This window comes from Oryzihumus sp. (assembly GCF_054325275.1).
The window spans coordinates 19,009-34,352 of sequence record NZ_JBTCWL010000018.1; the positions used below are offsets into that span (position 1 = coordinate 19,009).

The window sequence follows — 15,344 nt, forward strand, 5'->3', positions numbered from 1 at the left end:
CCAACTCGGTCGACTCCGGCCATGCTGCAGCCGAGACATCGCGTGTGGTCGGCGCGCCAAGGGCGATCGCTATGACCTCGCCGTGGGCGTCCCCCAGAGGAAGATTCCACGCCGTCGAGCGCATCGCCATCCGGTGCAGGTCCTTCACCCATCCTGCTCTGGTCCAAAATGCGCAGGGCCGTACCCGGCGCGCGGCGGAGTGTGGTTGTCCATCCGCCCCGGTGTCCTCGAGGGGATCGTCGACGGCGGCCGGTGGCGCCTCGACGCGGGCGACACGGGTGATGTGGGTGGAGCGGATGTGTATCTCCCGGCTCGGACGGGTGGCCGCGAAAGGTAGCTCGGGCGGTGGCCGGCGCGGTGCGCCGGCTGGCCCCAGCCGAACTGGTGCCGCCCCGCCCGCTGGCCTGGGCGCCCGGGGCCAGGGGGTGTGCCGGCGGCGCCGCCGTGGTCGCCGCGGGGTGCCGCTGGTGCGCTTCGGGGACTGGCCTTCCGCGCCGCCGACCCGGTGGGCGCGGCCATGCTGGACCTGCTCGCGGCCCGGGCGCAGGCGCTCGCCCCGATCCCGGCCTCGCCGGCGCCCTCGGGCAGCAGGCGCAACTGGACCGGGCAGGTGCAGCCTGGCGGGCAGGCGTCCGCCGCCGGTGCCGGCGGCCGGCGCTCACGCCGGGCACCGACCCCCCGGACCCGTCGCCCCGGTGGACCCCGGCCCCGCCGCCGACGGGGGAGGAGGGACCGGTGAGCGGTTCCAGCACTCAGCGGAACCCGGCCGGGACGAACATCCACGCCCCTACCGCCCCCGCCGGCCCTAGCGGCGGGGCCGGCGGCGGCGCCTCGGGGCCGGGCTCCGGCGGGCGGTTCCTCGGCTCCGGGGGTTGTCCCGGGAATGCGTGCGGAAGAAGGGACTTGAACCCTCACGCCCGAAGGCACAGGAACCTAAATCCTGCGTGTCTGCCAGTTTCACCACTTCCGCGCGGCGCCGACTCTACTGAAACGGCCGGGTTCCGGTGGGCACCACCGGGACCCAGCCGCACGGCATACCGGGCAGGGGTATGCCGTTCAGTCCAGTCCCAGCGCCTTGGACAGCGCGGCGACGTGGCCGGTGGCCTTGATGTTGTACTTCCCCAGCTCCACGGTGCCGTCTTCGCCGACGACGACGGTGGAGCGGATGACGCCGGTGACCTTCTTGCCGTAGAGCGACTTCTCGCCCCACGCGCCGTAGGCCTCCATGACCGCGTGGTCGGGGTCGGAGAGGAGCGGGTAGGTCAGCGACTCCTTCTCGATGAACTTCTTCTGCTTCTCCGGGGTGTCCGGGCTGATGCCGACGACGTCGTAGCCGGCGCCCTGCAGCCGGGCCAGGGAGTCGCGGAAGTCGCAGGCCTCCTTGGTGCAGCCGGGCGTCATCGCGGCGGGGTAGAAGAAGATGATCAGCTTGCGACCGGCGAAGTCCTTGAGGGAGACGGTGTTTCCGTCCTGGTCGAGCAGGCTGAAGTCCGGTGCGGGCTGCTGGGTCTCGAGGCGGGGCATGGGTTCCTCTTCCGTGGTCAGGGTGAGAACGCAAGGTCCAGTCTGCGTTATCGTCGCTGCACCGGACGGAGGGAGCCCCCCATGGCTGAGCTCGAGCAGAAGAGCACGTCGGTCGGCGCGATCGAGGCCGACATCAACGCGACGCGTGACCGCCTTGCCGCGACCATCGACGAGCTCGCGTTCCGTGCGCAGCCCAAGGAGATCGCACGCCGCGAGGTGGCGTCGGTCAAGGCGAGCCTGTACACCGCCACCCACACGCCCGAGGGTGACCTGCGCGTCGAGCGCGTGGCCGCCATCGGTGCTGCCGTTGCCGCCGTGCTCGGCCTGGTCATCTGGCGTCGCACGCGTGACTGAGAAACAGGGCACGTCGGCGGCCGAGCGGCTGCCGATCCGCATGTTGCACGACCGGGTCCTCGTCTCCCTCGAGGGCGAACCGGGGGAGCGCCGCTCCGGCAGCGGCATCGTCATCCCGGCCACCGCGAGCATGGGCAAGCGCCTCTCGTGGGGCTCCGTCGTCGCGGTCGGCCCCAACTGCCGCCAGGTGGAGGTCGGTGACCGCGTCCTGTTCGACGCCGAGGACCGCGCCGAGGTCGAGCTGCACAGCAAGGACTACGTCCTGTTGCGCGAGAAGGACATCCACGCCGTCGCGGCCACCCGGGTCGAGGACGGCCAGACGGGGCTCTACCTCTGAGCACCCTCGGCCTGCCCGGCCCCAGCTCGCTCGACATGGCTCGCGGCTTCGCGGCCATCCGCGACAACCCGCTGGCCTTCCTCGAGGACACCCGCCGCCGGTATGGCGCGCTGGTCGCCTTCCCGGTGCCGCGCACCACGGCGCTGCTCGTCAGCGACCCGGCCGACGTGCGGCGGGTGCTGCAGTCGGGAGCGCGGACCTGGTCCAAGGCGACGGTGCAGTACGCCGCGCTGGCCCGGGTCACCGGTCCCGGCCTGCTTGCCGTCGCCGACGACCGGTGGCTGCCCCGGCGCCGCACCGCCCAGCCGGCCTTCCACCACACCCGGCTGGACGCGGTGTCGGAGAGCATCCGGTCGGCGGCCGGCCGCGTGGTGGGGGAGTGGCGGTCCTTGCCGGCGGACGGCGCCGTCCTCGACGTCGACGCCCTGGCCATGCGGGTCACGCTCGACGTCATCGGCCAGACCCTGTTCGACGAGGACCTCGCCGAGGTCACCGACGCCCTGGTCCGCGCCACCGACGAGGCGGCCGAGCTCGTCGTGGCCCAGGGACGCCAGGTCGTGCCGCTGCCGTCATGGGTGCCGACCCCGGTCAACCGGCGGCTGCGCCGGGCGGTGCGCGACCTCGACCGGATCTGCCGCGAGGTGATCGCCCGCCGCCGGTCGCGCGGCGTCGGGGAGTCGCACGACGACCTGCTCGGCCTGCTCCTCGCGGCCGGGCTGCCGGACGACGCGGTGCGGGACGAGCTGGTGACGATGGTCGTCGCCGGGCACGAGACGGTGGCCTCGGCGTTGACATGGACGCTGATGCTTCTGGCCGAGCAGCCGGCCCACCAGGACCGGCTGCGGGCCGAGGTCCGCGCGGCCGGGGACGTGCCGGCGCTGCAGCTGCGCCGCGAGCTGCCGTGGACGCGTGCGGTGGTCGACGAGTCGTTGCGCCTCTTCCCGCCGGGGTGGGTGGTCTCGCGGCGCGCGACGACGCCCGACGTGCTGGGCGGCCGGCAGGTCCCCGCCGGCACGATCGCCATCGTCAGCCCGTGGCTGCTGCACCGCGACCCCGCCGCGTGGCCGGACGCCGAGACCTTCGACCCCGAGCGCTTCGACCCCGAGCGGTTCGTCGCCGGGCAGCCCGGCCGCCTCGTGTCCGGGGCGGCGAGCACGACGGCCCGGCCTGACTACCTGCCGTTCGGGCTCGGCCCCCGGCTGTGCATCGGGCGGGACTTCAGCCTCGTCGAGCTCACCGTGCTGCTGGCCGAGCTGCTCCGCGACCACGTCGTGTCGCTGCCTCAGGGATGGCGGCGCCCGGGGGTCGACGCCTTCGTGACGCTGCGCCCGCGAGGTGGTCTGCGGCTCCGGGTCACCCCCTGCGCCCTCGGAGCCGCAGACCGGTCTCAGGCCGGCGCGACCGGCAGGCCCGCGGCCGCCCAGGCGGCGAACCCGCCGACCACGTCGGTCGCCCGGTGGACACCGAGCCGCACCAGCGCGTCGGCGGCCAGCGAGGACGTGTAGCCCTCCTCGCACATCACGATGACCCGCAGGTCGAACGCCGCGATGGGCAGGCGCGCGTCGTGCCGCGGGTCGAACCGCCACTCCAGGTGGTTGCGTTCCACCTGCAGCGGGGCGAGTGAGGCATCGACGACGCCGTCGCGCTCCCGCTGGAACTGGGGGCGGATGTCGACGATGACGGCCCGTCCGTGCAGGACCTCCTGGTAGGCCGTGCGGGCGCTGACCCGGCTGAGCCGGGAGCGCGAGTCCTCGAGCTGGTCGTCGATCCCGGCGTAGACCGGGGCGTCCCAACCCCGCCCGGGGTGTTCGCCCGAGCCGCGGCGGGTCGCGAACAGCTCGGTCTGCCAGTGCAGTGCCGGGCTCTCCGACGACGGCGACGGCGCCGGTGAAGGCGTGGCCGTCGTCACCAGTCCACCCCCGCCCGCTCGATCCCCTTGGCCTGCAGGCCATCCGGGGTCACGGCATACCGGGTCATGGCGGTCAGCCGCGGGGTGTAGAGGTGGAGCGACAGCGCGGTGCCCACGCCGGCGTTGGCGACGTTGTGCACGTGCTTGGGCCCGAACGAGCGGCCGTCACCGGCCTTGAGCGAGCGGGACTCGGGCCGTCTGCCGTGCCAGGACTGCTCCAGCAGGTGGCCGCGGACGGTGAGGAACGCGCCGGCGGACTCGAGGTGGTCGTGCCACCCGGTGCCGGTGCCTTCCGGCCAGGTCAGCAGCCAGATCTGCAGGTGGGGCGTGGAGTCGAGCACGGCCCACTGCCGCTCGGTGGCGGTGAGGTCGACGTGGCGCTCGAGGTCGGGGTCGGTGGCGAAGAGCCGGGCGGTGCGCAGCAGCTGGTCGGGGGTGAACCGGTTCACGCCGGCGGTGCCGCCGGCCCGGGTGGTCGAGGGTGCGAGGGTCATGGGTGCTCCTGGTGGTCAGTGCGGTCGAGGTGTCGCGGTGCGCATTCGCGTGCGCTGACACAGGGCACTGGCGATCCGGTGCAGGTCGATGTGCCGCCGGCGGTATGCCGTGTGGCTGCGGGGGTGCGTCATGCGAGGTCTCCGAGGGGGTGGCCGCTGGGTGGGGAGCGGCGGGGCTGCGGGCTGGTGTCAGGCCTGGCAGCGGCACCGCATGGCGCAGCGGCACATGGCAACCATGTGCGTCGGCGTCCGCCATACGGTCGAAGACATGGCTCCAGTGCAGCACGGGGCCGCGAGGGGCGGCAACGGAGAACGGCGCCCGTCCCATGATGCGGACGTGACGTCCGTCAAGTGGTCAGTCGGCGAGCGCGCGGGCCCGTTCGGCGCGACGCCGGCGCAGGTGCAGCACCACGAGGGCGACCACCAGCAGCCCCACCGCAGCGAAGGCCGCGCCGCGCCCGACCTGATGCTCGACCGTCTTGTAGGAGCTCCCCGCCAGGTAGCCCAGCACCACGAAGCCGATCCCCCACACGACGCCGCCGAGCGCGTTGAAGGCGAGGAAGCGTGGGTACGGCATGCGGGCCGACCCCGCCAGGGCCGGCATGACGGCACGGAAGAAGGCGGTGAACCGGCCCAGGAACACCGCCCAACCGCCCCGCCGCGCAAGGAAGTCCTGGGCGTCGTGGATGCGCTGGTGGTGTTTGCGCAGGCGGTCGTGCCCGAGCAGCCGGGGCCCGACGAGGTGCTTGCCGACCTCGTAGCCCACCGTGTCGCCGACGACCGCGGCCAGCACGACGACAAGGGCGATGAGGACGACGCTCACGTGGCCGCGGCTCGCGTCGACACCGCCGAGCACCGCGGCCGTCTCGCCAGGGATGACGAACCCGACGAAGATCGCGTCCTCGGCGAACACCAGGGTGGCGACGAGGACGTAGACCCAGATGCTCTCGACGCTCAGCAGGCCCTCGACGATGCCGCTCATGATCTCCACTCTCGTTGCCCCGGTGCCGGGCGCGGACGGCATACCGCCGCGGCTGCCCAGCCTAGGTGAGCCGCCCGGTCCCACCGGGCGCGCCCACCCGGTCGGACGCACACTGGTCCGGTGATCTCGCTGGAGCTGGCCCAGAGGCTGCGGTCGGCGGGCCTGGTGTGGGAGCCGGAGCCCGGTGACCGGTTCGTCGTGCCGGGGCGCGACATGGACGACGAGGTCTTCGTCGTGAGCACGATGCTGGTCGACGTGCACGAGTTCCCCACGGGCCGGGTCATCGGCTTCAACGGCACCACCGAGTGGGCGCTGGACAGCATCGAGCAGCACGAGGTCGTCTGGCTGCCGTGGGAGCACCAGCTGCGCGAGCGGCTGGGCTCGCGGTTCGCCCGGCTCGAGACCGGGGACGCCGGCTACGTCGTGGTGACCGCATGGGACGGGCGTGAGGATCGGTCGGAGCACCGGGACGCTGAATGTGCTTATGCGCAAAGCCTTCTCGCGTTGCTGAGCGGCTGACCGCGACCGACTTCCGTCACTGTGACCGCCGGGGTCGGGCGACCTGGGGTCCCTCGCCAGAACGGCTTTGGCGAATCGCCTCGGCGCAGGCCCCTGCTGGATATCATCGACACGCCCGAGGGCACCCGTGGCACCCGCGCCCGGACCCTTGCAGTGGCGGCGTTTCTGGAGACGGCGAGGGGGCGCGATGGGTCGGTCCGAGGCAGCCCATGTCCCTGGCGCGACCGGGCGCGACGCCCGCTTCCGGCACTTCGCCGAGGACCTGCTCGTCGCGCGGCTCCCGGTGACCGTCTACGCCGCGTTCCCCGGGGCGGACGGACGGTGGCTCTACGTCAGCGACCAGGTCGAGGAGCTGCTCGGCTTCACCGCGCAGCAGTTCCTCGACGACCGCGACCTGTGGTTCCGGCGGGTGCACCCCGAGGACCGCGAGCGGGTCGTCCAGGCCGAGGACCGCAGCCTGGTCGCGGGCTTCCACAACGCCGCGGAGTACCGCATGGTCCGCGCCGACGGGCGGGTCGTCTGGGTGCTCGACGACACCGTGCTGGAACACGTCGAGGGGGAGGGGCTCGTGCAGCACGGCCTGCTCTCCGACATCACCCGGCGCAAGCGGACCGAGATGCTCCTGGCCGCCCACACCGACCTGCTCGGCGAGGTCGCCGACGGGGAGCCGCTGCCCGAGATCCTCAGCCACCTCGCGCAGAACCTGGAGTCGACCAGCGGAGCGGCGTTGTGCCACGTGGAGATCGACGCCTCCGAACAGCGCCACGCCTTCGTCTCCCGCGCCGACGTCGAGGACGGCTCGCCGGTGCGCGGCTGGAAGGGCGAGGAGCTGCGCGTTCCGGTGCGCGACGGACGGCGTGAGGTCGGCCGCCTCGTGCTCCGCTACCCGCCGGGCCGCACCCGCGGCCCCGCCGACGACGAGCTCGCGGCGTCGGGTGCCCGGCTGGCGGCGACCGTGCTGGAGCGGGCGGCCCAGCAGGACCGGGTGGCGACATCGCTGGCGCTGCTGGAGGCCACCCTGGAGTCCACGGTCGACGGGATCCTCGTGGTGGCAGCCTCGGGCCGCATCGCGGGCGCCAACCGCAAGTTCGCCGAGATGTGGCACATCGACCCCGAGCTGCTCGCCTCCGGTGACGACGCCACGGTGATGTCCTCGGTCCTGCGCCAGCTGGTCTACCCCGACGCCTTCGTGGAGCGGGTCCAGGAGCTCTACTCCGACCCCACCGCGAGCACCTTCGACGAGCTGCACTTCCGCGATGGCCGGGTCTTCGAGCGCTACTCCCAGCCGCAGCGGCTCAACGGCGAGAGCGTCGGCCGCGTCTGGAGTTTCCGCGACGTCACGGCCAACCGGCGCCTCGAGCGCGAGGTGCGCGAGCAGACCGCTGTCCTGGAACGCCTCTCACGTCAGCACGAGTCGATCCTCAACTCCGCCGGCGACGGCATCTACGGCCTCGACCAGGAGGGGCGCGTCACGTTCATCAACGATGCCGGCACCCGGCTGCTGGGCCTGCCGCGCGAGGCGGTCCTGGGCCGCCCGGTCGACGAGGTGATCCGGGCGGAAGACATCACCGACGACGTCACCGGGGAGGTCAGCGCGGAGTCGACCGGCGAGCCGGCAGGCGGGTCGACGGGGGAGGGGATCGACACCGCGACGCGTCTGGTGACCGGCCGCCACGTCCGGGCCGATGGTCGCGTCTTCGACTCCGAGCGGATCGTGGCGCCCATCGTCCAGGACGGTGTGGTGGTGGGGTCAGTGGTCATCTTCCGTGACATCAGCGAGAGGCGGGCGGTCGACACGATGAAGGACGAGTTCATCTCGGTGGTCAGCCACGAGCTGCGGACCCCACTCACCTCGATCCGGGGTGCGCTCGGCCTGCTGGCCGGCGGCGCGGCCGGCGAGCTCCCGCCGCGGGCGCACCGGATGGTCGAGGTCGCCAGCGACAGCAGCGACCGGCTGATCCGCCTGATCAACGACATCCTCGACGTGGAGCGGATGGCCGCCGGCAAGCTCCGGCTCCGACGCGAGCAGGTCGCCGTGATGCAGCTGGTCGCGACCGCCGTGGACGAGACCTCCCCGCTGGCCCACGACGCAGGCGTGCGGCTCGAGGTCGGTGCCGTCTTCGGCTCGGTCTGGGCCGACCGCGACCGGGTGGTGCAGACGCTGACCAACCTGCTCGGCAACGCCGTCAAGTTCTCCCCGGAGGGGTCGGTGGTGCGGCTGACGGTCGTGGCCGGCGAGTGGCAGGTGCGCTTCGACATCGTCGACGAGGGGCCCGGCATCCCCGTCGACCAGCTCGAGGAGATCTTCAACCGTTTCCAGCAGGTCGACGCCTCCGACACCCGCAGCAAGGGCGGCACCGGCCTGGGCCTGGCCATCTGCCGCGGCATCGTCGAGCAGCACGGTGGCGACATCTGGGCCACCAGCGCGGGGCCGGGCACGGGTGCCACGTTCTCCTTCACCCTGCCGACCGGGCCGGGCGGGATCAGCCGTCGCGGCGGCAGCCGCCGGACGACGGTGGCCAGCACCGGGTCGGTGGCCACGGTGCTCGGGCAGCACCGTCCCGGAACCGCGCCGTGAAGCGCGTGCTCGTCGTCGATGACGACGACATCATCCTCGAGGTCGCCCAGATGAGCCTGGAGGCGGTGGGCGGCTGGGAGGTCATCACCGCATCGAGCGGCGCCGAGGCGGTGGCCACCGCCCGGGCCGAGGTGCCCGATGCGATCGTGATGGACGTGATGATGCCGGAGATGGACGGTCCGACGGCCTGCCGGCTGCTGGCCGCCGACGAGCTCACCCGCGACATCCCGATCGTGCTGCTGACCGCCAAGGTGCAGCAGTCCGAGCAGCGGCAGTGGGCCAGCCTGCCGGTGGCGGGAGTGCTCGCCAAGCCGTTCGACCCGATGCGGCTGGCCGGTCAGGTGGCCGAGCTGGTCGGCTGGAGCCTGACGTGAGCGAGGGGAACGGGGCCGTGGGCGAGGAGCCGATGACCGACGCCGAGGCGACCGGTCTGGGTGCCGGCTGGGAGGACCTCAAGCGCCGCGCCCGGGCGAACAACCTGGCCAAGCTCCCCGACATCGAGGTCGCCGTCACCGCGCTGGTCCAGGACCAGCTCGGCGAGGCCGCCCGGGAGCGGGCCGCCTTCCAGGCCCACAAGATCGCCGGCTCGGCCGGCACCTTCGGCCTGCCACTGGCCTCGGACCTCGCACGGCAGCTGGAGAAGCTGTTCGCCGCGCCCGGGCCGGGGCCCGAGCGCGGCGAGGAGGCTCGCGAGCTGGTGGCTCACCTGCGGGGCGAGCTCACCTGAGGTGAGTACGCGGCATACCGACGGGGTATGCCGCGTGCCTGCCTCAGCGGACGCGGCCGAAGTAGACCGCGCTGGTCCAGATCGGCACGAGGCTGACCCGCCGGCCGGGCTTGGGTGCGTGCCAGATCATGTTGTGGCCCGCGTAGATGGCCACGTGGTAGATCCCGCTCCTGTTGTGGAAGAAGACCAGGTCGCCGACACGCGCCTGGGAGCGGCTGACGTGCAGGGTGGCGCGGTACTGCTGGGTGGTGGTGCGGGGGAGGCGCTTGCCGACCCGGGCATAGGACCACAGGGTCAGGCCTGAGCAGTCGAACTTGCGGGGGCCGACGGCGCCCCACTGGTAGGGCGCGCCCTTGCGTGAGGCCGCCTGGGCCTCGGCGCGCAGGCCGATCGAGGCGACCGCAGCGGAGGCGGGTGTCGCCGAGGCGACGGGCCCGATGACGCCGGCTGCGGCGAGCAGGGCCGAGAAGGTTGCGGGCAGGACGAATCGGGCGATGCGTGGGTGGAGCATGGAGGGATTCCTTCGGAACCGCCTGCGAAAGATGACCTGTCGGGTTCGGGCGCCGAAAGTTGCCCGGCCAGCCGTGGCTGGCCTCACCCCAAGAGACGCGTCGCGCCTCGTCGTGCTGGGTCTTCCGCTCCTGTCACAGACTGCAGTGGACTCGACTGTGTTATCCGGCGGGTGACAGGACTCGGCGACCGCGCGGACCGCCCCACCCGTTCTGGTGGGGGTCTTGGGCCCCGCCCGGGTAAGCGACGTCGCGGTCCCGGGGCCGGACGCTCACCCTGGCGGAGTGACGTCCTCGAGGCACTGTCGAGAGTGACGCGTAAATCGGACGGACCGGACGCTCTTGGGGTCAAATGGCCCGAAGGGACTATGTGGTGACTAGTCACCGAACCCAGCTCAGGGAACCAGCAGCACCGGCACCTCAGCGAGCTCGAGCACGTGCAGCGCAACGTCCCCGACCTGACCGTGACGACCTTCGGGTGCCTCCGACCGGCCGATGACGATGAGGTCGGCGCGCCACTCCTGCGCGGCCCGCAGCACCTCCTGCCCCGGCGACCCGAGCACCTGCCGGGCCTCGGCGGCGACCCCGGCGCCCTGGGCCAGGGCCAGCACGTGCCTGAGCACGGCAGCCGCCGCGGACACCCGACGTTCCTGCCCCGCGGGCGTCCGTGAGGCGCGGTCCAGCGCCAGGGCCACCTCGCCGTCCTGGAGCACCGTGACCGCCAGCAGGGGACAGGCAGCGGCAGCGGACACCGCGACGGCCAGCCGTGCCGCCCGCAGGGAGGCCACCGAGTCATGGACCGCCAGCAGGACCCTCGTGGGCCGGGCGCGGGAGACCGCCGTGGCGGCGGTGTCCGTCACGGGTGCTCACCGACCTCGGGCGCGGCGGGTGCGGTCACCGGGTCCGAGCGACCGGTCGGCCTCCACGACCAGGCGAAGCCGGGACGCCTCGGCGGCGTCCGCCTCGGCCAGGGTGAGCTCCAGGCTGGAGAGGGCCTGCTGCAGCGTGGGCACCCAGCGCACCTCGAGTGCCCGTGCCCTGGTCCGGGTCGTGGCCAGCTCGGCGTCGACCACCCGCGACGCGGCCTGGGCGACCGCTGCCTCCACCGCCGCTGTGAGCGCCTCGCGGTAGGCATCGGTGGCGCAGGAGATCGCCGAGGAGGCGGGCAGCCAGGTCAGCGGGTGCGGCAACGGCAGGAGGCACTCCGCCTCCCCCGGGAACCTCGCCCCCATGACTGCCGACCAGACCAGGCGCACCTCGGCGCCGCCCCCGGCATACCCCGGTCGCAGCGCCGCGCTGCCGGCCAGCAGGGCCGATCGCAGCGCCCACGTCTCCGCCTCGGTGACCGCGTCCACCCAGCGCACGCCGGCCCGCTCGGCGCGTGCGTGGCACCGGTCCTCCTCGCGGCGCAGGATCCGCAGCTTGCGGTCCAGCACGTCGGCCCCGCGCCGCGCGGCCTCCAGCCGGCGCACCAGCCACACCCTCCCGGCCCGCCCGGGCGGGATCCCGCGCACGCCGGTCACGGCGACGCTCCGTTGCCGTGCCAGTACGTGTCGAGCATCGCGTCGGGCAGCATGCCGAGCTCCCGCCGGGGCAGGACCGACAGTGCCTCCCACGCCCGCCGGAGCGACTCCTCGAGGTCACGGTGCTCGCTGCGCCCCTGCCGGACGACGCAATGGGTGAAGGCGTCGGCGAACTGGAGGTACAGCCGGTCGGTCACCCCCAGCGCCACCTCGCCGACCAGCTCGGCCAGCTCGCGCACCTGCCGGGCGTGGGCGAGCGCGCCGAGCAGCTGGGCCGCCACCAGGACGTGGTCCTCGCGGGTGCGGCCGGGCCCGGCGCCCCGCCGCATCAGCCGCGACAGCGATGACAGGGGGTCCACCGGGGGGTAGACGCCCCCGACGGCGACGTCGGGGGACAGGACCACCTGGCCCTCCGTGATGTAGCCGGTCAGGTCCGGGACCGGGTGGGTGAGGTCCCCGCCTGGCATGGTGAGCACCGGCACCACGGTGAGCGAGCCCGGCATACCGACGATGCGGCCGCAGCGTTCGTAGAGCGAGGCCAGGTCACTGTAGAGGTACCCCGGGTAGCCCCGCCGCGCGGGCACCTCGCCGCGCGCGGCCGACACCTCGCGCACCGCCTCGCAGTAGCTGGTCATGTCGGCCATGAGGACCAGCACGTGTCGGCCCAGGTCGAAGGCGAGGTGCTCGGCCACGGTCAGGGCGATCCGCGGCGTCAGGATGCGCTCCACCACCGGGTCGTCGGCGGTGTTGAGGATCAGCACCAGCTCGCCGGCCGCGGACCGCTCCTCGAGCCGGTCGCGCACGCTCGCAGCATCGGTGTGGGTCAGACCCATGCCCGCGAACACGACGCAGAACGGCTCGCCACCGGCATGGGACTGGGACGCGACCTGGGTGGCGAGGTCCAGGTGCGCCAGTCCGGCGGTGGAGAACACCGGCAGCTTCTGGCCCCGGACGAGGGTCGTCAGGGTGTCCACGACCGTGATCCCGGTGATGACCGGGTCGACCGGAGCCTCACGCCACACCGGGTTGATGGGGGAGCCGGCCACTTGGGCCGACTGCCCGCACAGCACTGGAGGGCCGCCGTCGATGGGCTCGCCGCGACCGTTGCACGTCCGCCCCAGCCAGGCCGCCCCGACGGGCACCTGCAGCGGGGCGCCGTCGAAGGACACCCGGGTCCCGGCCGGCTCGAGCCCGTCGGTGCCCTCCAGCACCTCGACCACGGCGAGGTCGTGGTCCACCTCGAGGACGAGGCCGTGACGCACCTCCCCCGAGGGCAGGAGCACCTGGGCGTACTCGTCCCAGCCGACGCCTGACGCCCCCCGCAGGACCAGCAGCGGGCCCCGCAGCTGATCCACGCCGGACTGCTCCACGCGCGGCCAGCCCGGCACCGCCGAGGTCATCGCAGGGCCTCGACCCGGGCGAGCACCGCGTCGCGGGCTGCGGCGATCGCGGTGAGCGCCGCCTCACCCTCACCACCCTGTGCCTCGCGCGCGCGGACGACCGGCGTGAGGTCGAGCTCCTCCACGCTGGCAACGGGGACGCCGGCAGCGACGACGTCCTCGCACGCGTCGACCACGGCGAGCACGGCCGCGAGCAGCGCCCGCCCGCGTTCGGGACCACAGGCGGCGTCGGCGGGGCTGGTCGCGTTCTGCTGCAGCACACCCTCGCGCAGCAGCCGCCCGCCGAGGAGCACCACGCGCTCGTGACCGGGCAGCGCCCCCACGCCCATGAGCTCGGCGAGCGTCGTGAGGCGGTCGGCCTCGGCCAGCAGGGACTCCACCCGCGCCCGGTTCCGGGCCCAGGCAGGGTCGCCGTGCCGGGCGTACCAGGCCGCCAGCGGCTCGGCGTCGCGGGAGAACGACCCGGTCCACGACACGGCCGGGTAGTGCCGGGCGTAGGCCAGGTCGCGGTCCAGGGACCACAGGGCCCGGACGAAGCGCTGCGTGTGGGAGGTGACCGGCTCGGTCATGTCGCCGCCCTGGGGGGATACCGCGCCGATGATGGTCACCGATCCCTCGTCCCCACCGAGGGTGCGGACGCTGGCGGCCCGCTCGTAGAAGGCGGCCAGCTGGGAGGACAGGCTCGCCGGGTACCCCTCCTCGGCCGGCAGGGCCCCGGTGCGCGAGGCCAGCTCGCGCGCGGCCTCGGCCCACCGGGAGGTGGAGTCCGCGACCAGGACGACGTGCCGGCCCATGTCGCGGAAGTACTCCGCCACGGTGACGCCGGCGTAGATGCTGGCCTCCCGGGCCATCATCGGCATGTTCGAGGTGTTCGCCAGGACCACGGTGCGGTCGAGCAGACGCCCTTGGGTGCGGGGGTCGGTCAGCTCGGCCAGCTCGGCCAGGACGTCGGCCATCTCGTTGCCGCGCTCGCCGCAGCCGACGTAGACGATGACGTCGGCGTCGCACCACTTGGCGACCTGTTGCAGCAGGACCGTCTTGCCCGTCCCGAAGCCTCCCGGCACGGCCGCCGTGCTTCCCCGGGCCAGCGGGTGCAGCAGGTCCAGCACCCGCTGCCCGGTCAGCAGGGGCACGTCCGGCTCGAGGCGCTCGCGGACCGGGCGAGGTCGTCGGACGGGCCACCACGAGGCCAGCGGGACCGGCGTGTCGGCGACCGTGGCGACCACGTCGTCCTCACCGGCCGGTCCGGCACGACGCACGTCGCCCACCCGTCCCGAGAGGCCGGGCGGGACGAGGACACGGTGGTCGGGCCGCCCCGGCTCGGCCACCGTCCCCAGCTCGGTGCCGGCGCTGACGAGGTCCGGCTCGTGCACCGAGGGACTCCACAGCCAGGTCCGGGGCGTCCTGGGGGCAACCTGTCCGGGGCGCAGCCACACGCCCGCGCCGGACAGGGGACGCATCAGCCCGTCGTACACGCCACCGAGCAGGCCGGGCCCGAGGCGGGCGGACAGCGGGTGCCGCACGGCGACGGCGGGGTGCCCAGGGCGCAGCCCGCCGGTGTACTCGTAGGCCTGCGCCCGGGCCAGACCCACCTCGATCGAGACCACCTCGCCCAGGATGCGGTCCGGGCCGAGCTCGATGAGCTCCGACATCGCCGCGCCGGCCAGACCCTCGACCTCCACCAGCGGTCCGTTGACGCGGGCCACCCGACCCGTCACGGTGACCACACCTCGGCGGCGTCGGCGCCGAGCGCCTCGAGCCGGGCGAGTGCCAGGGAGGGGGCGGTGAGGTCCACCCGCCGCCCGGCGTCCTCGGCCACGACGCCGCCGGGCACGTCCTGCACCCGGGCCTGGGGTCCGAGCACCTCGACCGCCCGCTGTCGCAGTCGTGCTCGCATCGCCGGCCAGCCGGGATCCTCCTGCAGGGCCACGGCTGCGTCGGCGACGGCCTGGCGCGCGGCCTCCCAGGCCTCCTGCTGGGCGGCGAGCACGAGCCCCCGGGCGCTGCGCCGGGCGCGGGCCGCCTCGCCGGCGAGTGCGGCGGCCGCCTCGGCCTCGCCCTCGGACCTCGCCGCGTCGAGGTCGGCGCGGGCCTGGTCGCGGACCTCCTGGAGGATGGCGCCCGCGCTTTCCTCCGCAGCTGCCACGGTCCGCCGTGCCTCCTCGTGCGCGGCGGCGAGCAGCGCCTCGCGCACCGGGCCCAGGGCGGCGGTCGCGGCGCGGACGTCCAGGGCCTCGCTCACGGCGGTCCACCGGGTCCGGCGGGCATCACGACGCACAGCGGGCCGCCGGGTCGGGGCAGCGACGTGACACGGGACCCCAGGACCTGGGCGGCCTCGGGCGTGAGGATGACCACGGCGACCTCTGGGTCCAGCCCGGCCCAGGCCGCCTCGACCTGACCCGGTGTCTCGGCGGCGAGCACCCGCGCCCCGGCCAGGGCGAAGCCACCCACCCGGGAGAACGCGCCCAGCGCGACGACGGAGCCCATG

At 73.9% G+C, this 15,344-nt stretch carries 19 protein-coding genes, 1 tRNA gene and 1 riboswitch; of the genes, 7 read left to right on the forward strand and 13 right to left on the reverse strand.

Features of this window, described 5'->3' with window-relative positions:
• Positions 1 to 888 precede the first annotated feature (888 nt).
• Both ACXVGS_RS06545 and bcp read right to left on the reverse strand, forming a co-directional pair.
• A tRNA-Leu gene (locus ACXVGS_RS06545) sits at positions 889 to 970 on the reverse strand.
• Positions 971 to 1,056: 86 nt separating this feature from the next.
• A complete protein-coding gene (bcp, locus tag ACXVGS_RS06550) occupies positions 1,057 to 1,524 on the reverse strand; it encodes a thioredoxin-dependent thiol peroxidase (protein WP_458527484.1) in 468 nt (155 codons plus the stop codon).
• Positions 1,525 to 1,605: 81 nt separating this feature from the next.
• Between bcp and ACXVGS_RS06555 the strand changes: the two genes are divergently transcribed.
• From ACXVGS_RS06555 to ACXVGS_RS06565, 3 genes are read left to right on the forward strand one after another with little or no spacing between them, the layout of a single operon-like run.
• On the forward strand, positions 1,606 to 1,878 hold the full coding sequence (locus ACXVGS_RS06555; RefSeq protein WP_458531502.1) for a DUF3618 domain-containing protein: 273 nt from the start codon (positions 1,606 to 1,608) through the stop codon (positions 1,876 to 1,878).
• Positions 1,879 to 1,918: 40 nt separating this feature from the next.
• On the forward strand, positions 1,919 to 2,215 hold the full coding sequence (locus ACXVGS_RS06560) for a GroES family chaperonin (RefSeq protein ID WP_458527587.1): 297 nt from the start codon (positions 1,919 to 1,921) through the stop codon (positions 2,213 to 2,215).
• Positions 2,216 to 2,250: 35 nt separating this feature from the next.
• On the forward strand, positions 2,251 to 3,720 hold the full coding sequence (locus tag ACXVGS_RS06565; RefSeq protein WP_458536759.1) for a cytochrome P450: 1,470 nt from the start codon (positions 2,251 to 2,253) through the stop codon (positions 3,718 to 3,720).
• On the opposite strand, the gene ACXVGS_RS06570 is transcribed toward ACXVGS_RS06565, so the two are convergent.
• From ACXVGS_RS06570 to ACXVGS_RS06585, 4 genes are all read right to left on the reverse strand, one after another.
• Positions 3,603 to 4,124: a rhodanese-like domain-containing protein gene (locus ACXVGS_RS06570; protein ID WP_458536760.1), complete on the reverse strand. Its 522-nt coding sequence runs from the start codon at positions 4,122 to 4,124 to the stop codon at positions 3,603 to 3,605. The genes ACXVGS_RS06565 and ACXVGS_RS06570 overlap by 118 nt on opposite strands.
• Positions 4,121 to 4,618, reverse strand: a complete 498-nt coding sequence (locus tag ACXVGS_RS06575) for a cysteine dioxygenase (protein WP_458527488.1) — start codon at positions 4,616 to 4,618, stop codon at positions 4,121 to 4,123. Before ACXVGS_RS06575 ends, ACXVGS_RS06570 begins: the two co-directional genes overlap by 4 nt.
• 15 nt (positions 4,619 to 4,633) lie before the next feature.
• On the reverse strand, positions 4,634 to 4,750 hold the full coding sequence (locus tag ACXVGS_RS06580) for a putative leader peptide (RefSeq protein ID WP_458527489.1): 117 nt from the start codon (positions 4,748 to 4,750) through the stop codon (positions 4,634 to 4,636).
• A 223-nt stretch (positions 4,751 to 4,973) separates the two neighbouring features.
• Positions 4,974 to 5,600, reverse strand: a complete 627-nt coding sequence (locus ACXVGS_RS06585) for a DedA family protein (protein WP_458527490.1) — start codon at positions 5,598 to 5,600, stop codon at positions 4,974 to 4,976.
• 120 nt (positions 5,601 to 5,720) lie between these two features.
• On the opposite strand from ACXVGS_RS06585, the gene ACXVGS_RS06590 reads away from it, so the two are divergent.
• The 4 genes from ACXVGS_RS06590 to ACXVGS_RS06605 all read left to right on the forward strand — a co-directional run bounded on the left by ACXVGS_RS06590 (position 5,721) and on the right by ACXVGS_RS06605 (position 9,424).
• Positions 5,721 to 6,119 carry a pilus assembly protein CpaE gene (locus ACXVGS_RS06590; protein WP_458527491.1) on the forward strand — a complete coding sequence of 133 codons (399 nt, stop codon included), beginning with the start codon at positions 5,721 to 5,723 and terminating at the stop codon, positions 6,117 to 6,119.
• Between the two features lie 187 nt (positions 6,120 to 6,306).
• Positions 6,307 to 8,697, forward strand: a complete 2,391-nt coding sequence (locus ACXVGS_RS06595) for a PAS domain S-box protein (protein ID WP_458532898.1) — start codon at positions 6,307 to 6,309, stop codon at positions 8,695 to 8,697.
• Positions 8,694 to 9,071 (forward strand): response regulator, encoded by a 378-nt coding sequence (locus tag ACXVGS_RS06600; protein WP_458527493.1) that lies wholly within the window; start codon positions 8,694 to 8,696, stop codon positions 9,069 to 9,071. Before ACXVGS_RS06595 ends, ACXVGS_RS06600 begins: the two co-directional genes overlap by 4 nt.
• Positions 9,068 to 9,424: an Hpt domain-containing protein gene (locus ACXVGS_RS06605; protein WP_458527494.1), complete on the forward strand. Its 357-nt coding sequence runs from the start codon at positions 9,068 to 9,070 to the stop codon at positions 9,422 to 9,424. Before ACXVGS_RS06600 ends, ACXVGS_RS06605 begins: the two co-directional genes overlap by 4 nt.
• A 43-nt stretch (positions 9,425 to 9,467) precedes the next feature.
• Here ACXVGS_RS06605 and ACXVGS_RS06610 read toward each other — a convergent pair whose 3' ends face one another.
• The 7 genes from ACXVGS_RS06610 to ACXVGS_RS06640 all read right to left on the reverse strand — a co-directional run bounded on the left by ACXVGS_RS06610 (position 9,468) and on the right by ACXVGS_RS06640 (position 15,343).
• Positions 9,468 to 9,935 (reverse strand): C40 family peptidase, encoded by a 468-nt coding sequence (locus ACXVGS_RS06610; protein ID WP_458527495.1) that lies wholly within the window; start codon positions 9,933 to 9,935, stop codon positions 9,468 to 9,470.
• 4 nt (positions 9,936 to 9,939) lie between these two features.
• A riboswitch (cyclic di-AMP (ydaO/yuaA leader) is annotated at positions 9,940 to 10,093 on the reverse strand.
• A gap of 235 nt (positions 10,094 to 10,328) precedes the next feature.
• On the reverse strand, positions 10,329 to 10,793 hold the full coding sequence (locus tag ACXVGS_RS06615; RefSeq protein WP_458527496.1) for a universal stress protein: 465 nt from the start codon (positions 10,791 to 10,793) through the stop codon (positions 10,329 to 10,331).
• Positions 10,794 to 10,799: 6 nt separating this feature from the next.
• A complete protein-coding gene (locus tag ACXVGS_RS06620) occupies positions 10,800 to 11,456 on the reverse strand; it encodes a V-type ATP synthase subunit D (protein ID WP_458536761.1) in 657 nt (218 codons plus the stop codon).
• Positions 11,453 to 12,811, reverse strand: coding sequence for a V-type ATP synthase subunit B (locus tag ACXVGS_RS06625; RefSeq protein ID WP_458532899.1), 1,359 nt, complete (start codon positions 12,809 to 12,811; stop codon positions 11,453 to 11,455). The genes ACXVGS_RS06620 and ACXVGS_RS06625 overlap by 4 nt, the downstream gene beginning before the upstream one ends.
• A 41-nt stretch (positions 12,812 to 12,852) precedes the next feature.
• Entirely contained in the window at positions 12,853 to 14,574 is a 1,722-nt protein-coding gene (locus tag ACXVGS_RS06630; RefSeq protein ID WP_458532900.1) for a V-type ATP synthase subunit A, read from the reverse strand.
• Positions 14,571 to 15,098, reverse strand: a complete 528-nt coding sequence (locus ACXVGS_RS06635) for a hypothetical protein (protein ID WP_458527500.1) — start codon at positions 15,096 to 15,098, stop codon at positions 14,571 to 14,573. Before ACXVGS_RS06635 ends, ACXVGS_RS06630 begins: the two co-directional genes overlap by 4 nt.
• Positions 15,095 to 15,343 carry a hypothetical protein gene (locus tag ACXVGS_RS06640; RefSeq protein ID WP_458527501.1) on the reverse strand — a complete coding sequence of 83 codons (249 nt, stop codon included), beginning with the start codon at positions 15,341 to 15,343 and terminating at the stop codon, positions 15,095 to 15,097. Before ACXVGS_RS06640 ends, ACXVGS_RS06635 begins: the two co-directional genes overlap by 4 nt.
• Position 15,344 lies beyond the last annotated feature (1 nt).

Excerpts from the sequence above, each read along its gene's own strand:
- bcp (WP_458527484.1), bottom strand. The coding sequence starts at position 1,524 with ATGCCCCGCCTCGAGACCCAGCAGCCCGCACCGGACTTCAGCCTGCTC.
- ACXVGS_RS06555 (WP_458531502.1), top strand. The coding sequence starts at position 1,606 with ATGGCTGAGCTCGAGCAGAAGAGCACGTCGGTCGGCGCGATCGAGGCC.
- ACXVGS_RS06560 (WP_458527587.1), top strand. The coding sequence starts at position 1,919 with ATGTTGCACGACCGGGTCCTCGTCTCCCTCGAGGGCGAACCGGGGGAG.
- ACXVGS_RS06565 (WP_458536759.1), top strand. The coding sequence starts at position 2,251 with ATGGCTCGCGGCTTCGCGGCCATCCGCGACAACCCGCTGGCCTTCCTC.
- ACXVGS_RS06575 (WP_458527488.1), bottom strand. The coding sequence starts at position 4,618 with ATGACCCTCGCACCCTCGACCACCCGGGCCGGCGGCACCGCCGGCGTG.
- ACXVGS_RS06580 (WP_458527489.1), bottom strand. The coding sequence starts at position 4,750 with ATGACGCACCCCCGCAGCCACACGGCATACCGCCGGCGGCACATCGAC.
- ACXVGS_RS06585 (WP_458527490.1), bottom strand. The coding sequence starts at position 5,600 with ATGAGCGGCATCGTCGAGGGCCTGCTGAGCGTCGAGAGCATCTGGGTC.
- ACXVGS_RS06595 (WP_458532898.1), top strand. The coding sequence starts at position 6,307 with ATGGGTCGGTCCGAGGCAGCCCATGTCCCTGGCGCGACCGGGCGCGAC.
- ACXVGS_RS06610 (WP_458527495.1), bottom strand. The coding sequence starts at position 9,935 with ATGCTCCACCCACGCATCGCCCGATTCGTCCTGCCCGCAACCTTCTCG.
- ACXVGS_RS06640 (WP_458527501.1), bottom strand. The coding sequence starts at position 15,343 with ATGGGCTCCGTCGTCGCGCTGGGCGCGTTCTCCCGGGTGGGTGGCTTC.